The organism is Pseudoxanthomonas sp. LjRoot204_2, from assembly GCF_056175765.1.
This window is the reverse complement of the sequence record NZ_JBGFFG010000578.1, coordinates 1-1,743: the sequence shown is the minus strand read 5'-3', so window position 1 is coordinate 1,743 and position 1,743 is coordinate 1. Positions and strand designations below refer to the sequence as shown.

1 protein-coding gene and 1 pseudogene are annotated in these 1,743 nt (G+C 56.5%); both read right to left on the bottom strand.

Annotation, left to right across the window (positions count from 1 at the left end):
- Positions 1–179: 179 nt before the first annotated feature.
- Complete coding sequence (locus AC04L7_RS18045; RefSeq protein WP_436001348.1) at positions 180–386, bottom strand: hypothetical protein; 207 nt, start codon at positions 384–386, stop codon at positions 180–182.
- Positions 387–452: 66 nt separating this feature from the next.
- A pseudogene (locus AC04L7_RS18040) lies at positions 453–665 on the bottom strand (transposase); the annotation flags it as partial.
- Positions 666–1,743 lie beyond the last annotated feature (1,078 nt).

Here is a 1,743-nt window from a genome sequence, read left to right as displayed (position 1 = left end):
GTCTTCACCCTGCCCCACGCCGTCCCGCGATCGCAGTCCCAAGCGTGACCTATATATAAAGGTTTTTTGAGTGCGGTTGATAGAGGGCGCCTCCGTGAACTGACCCCCAAATATTGGACGGCTCGGTTTACCGCTTGCGTCACCTAGGCCGGGCCCGGTACTAGCTGGGCTCGGCTTTCTTATTTTGAACGTTTTGCCGACAATGGCGGAGACAAAGCCGACAGCAGCTGTTCTTCCAGTGGCTTCAGCAGCTTCGTCCTTTCTTCGTTTAGGCCATCGGGCAGGTTAAGGACCTCGCAGGTCATCTGACAGCCCCCTGTCGAGAGCGGCTGCAGTAGGATCTGGCCCAGTTCGCCAACGGTCGCGTGATACAGGGTGTAAGCCACTCCGCCACCCGTGAGCATGCGACGTTCAGCCCGAACATCTTTAGGCCACATTGTTACCTCCGATCTTTAGGCCGCCAATGGGCGGAGCCGATACTGCACAGGGCTCAAGCCGTTGAGTTTCAGCATGATACGGTCGTTGTTGTAGTAGTGAATGTATTCAGCCACCTCCTTGCGCAGTTGCTCCACGCTGGTGAACTGCTTCAAGTGGAACAGCTCGGTCTTGAGGGTTGCGAAGAAGCTCTCCATGGCGGCGTTGTCCAGGCAATTGCCCTTACGGGATTTCCAACTTCCGGGGGTCAGTTCATCCGGGCGCCCTTTTTCATGCCAGACCGCTCCAAGCAACAGCAACTAACAGCATGTGACAGCATGTGACAGCATTTAATATCGAATGCTGTTAGTTGCTTTCGCTTCCCTCGTAGTATGCCTGCGCCTGGTGATCAGATGGCCACCGTTGGGTGCAACAGCATGTAACAGTAGATGCTGTTGGTGGTTGGGCCGTGTTGAGGTTCTGGCCAGGTCAGGCACGCCGCTGGCTGCGGGTGTGATCGTGAGCGATCCGCGTTGGCGACAACTGGCGCGGTTAACAGCATGTAACAGCATTGCATWTCAAATGCTGTCGAGTCACAGCAAGTGACAGCATTTGCTGTTGGTCCAGCCGTAGGGCCTCCGTGGAGCCGTTGCCGCCGCGGACCTGGAGGCCACTAACAGCATGCAACAGCATCTAACAGCATTTAGTGTTAAGCCAACGGCGCAGCGCCCCAGTGGGTGGGATCTGGAGCGAGGGGCAGAGGCATGCCCGCGATCACCGGCGCCGTCGTTCCGGCGAATTCCCGCACGCCGCGTCGCAAGCTAACAGCATGTAACAGCATGTGCTGTTGGTGATGCGCTGTAATGCCCCAAAATTTGGGACTGTAGAGTGCCCCTGGCGGGCGAGGCTCGGAGAGAGCAGGATGCGAAGGGTCCTTGCCTAACAGCATGTAACAGCATGTAACAGCATGTCACAGCAGATAACACTAGCTCGTGGCGTGAATTGCCCCCAAAATTGGGGGCGATCAGCCATCCAGGCATCTCGTGGGTCCAGTAACGGCCGGAAAAGCCGGAAGTTGAACCCTGAATGCCGGTGTTAACCGCTTGGGTATCCCATACGGTGGGGCATTTCCCTACAATCAACTGCTGTTACGTCACATCAAATGCTGTTACATGCTGTTGCTTGATGGTAAATGCAGGTAGGGTAGAATGAACGACGAACGATCCAGCCCGACGCGCGTATCAATGAACCACGAGACGCTTTCCTTCCCCGGCTTCATCTCCCTGGCCTTTGACGACCAGGTGGGACGTCGTGAGCTCGGCCTGGGAA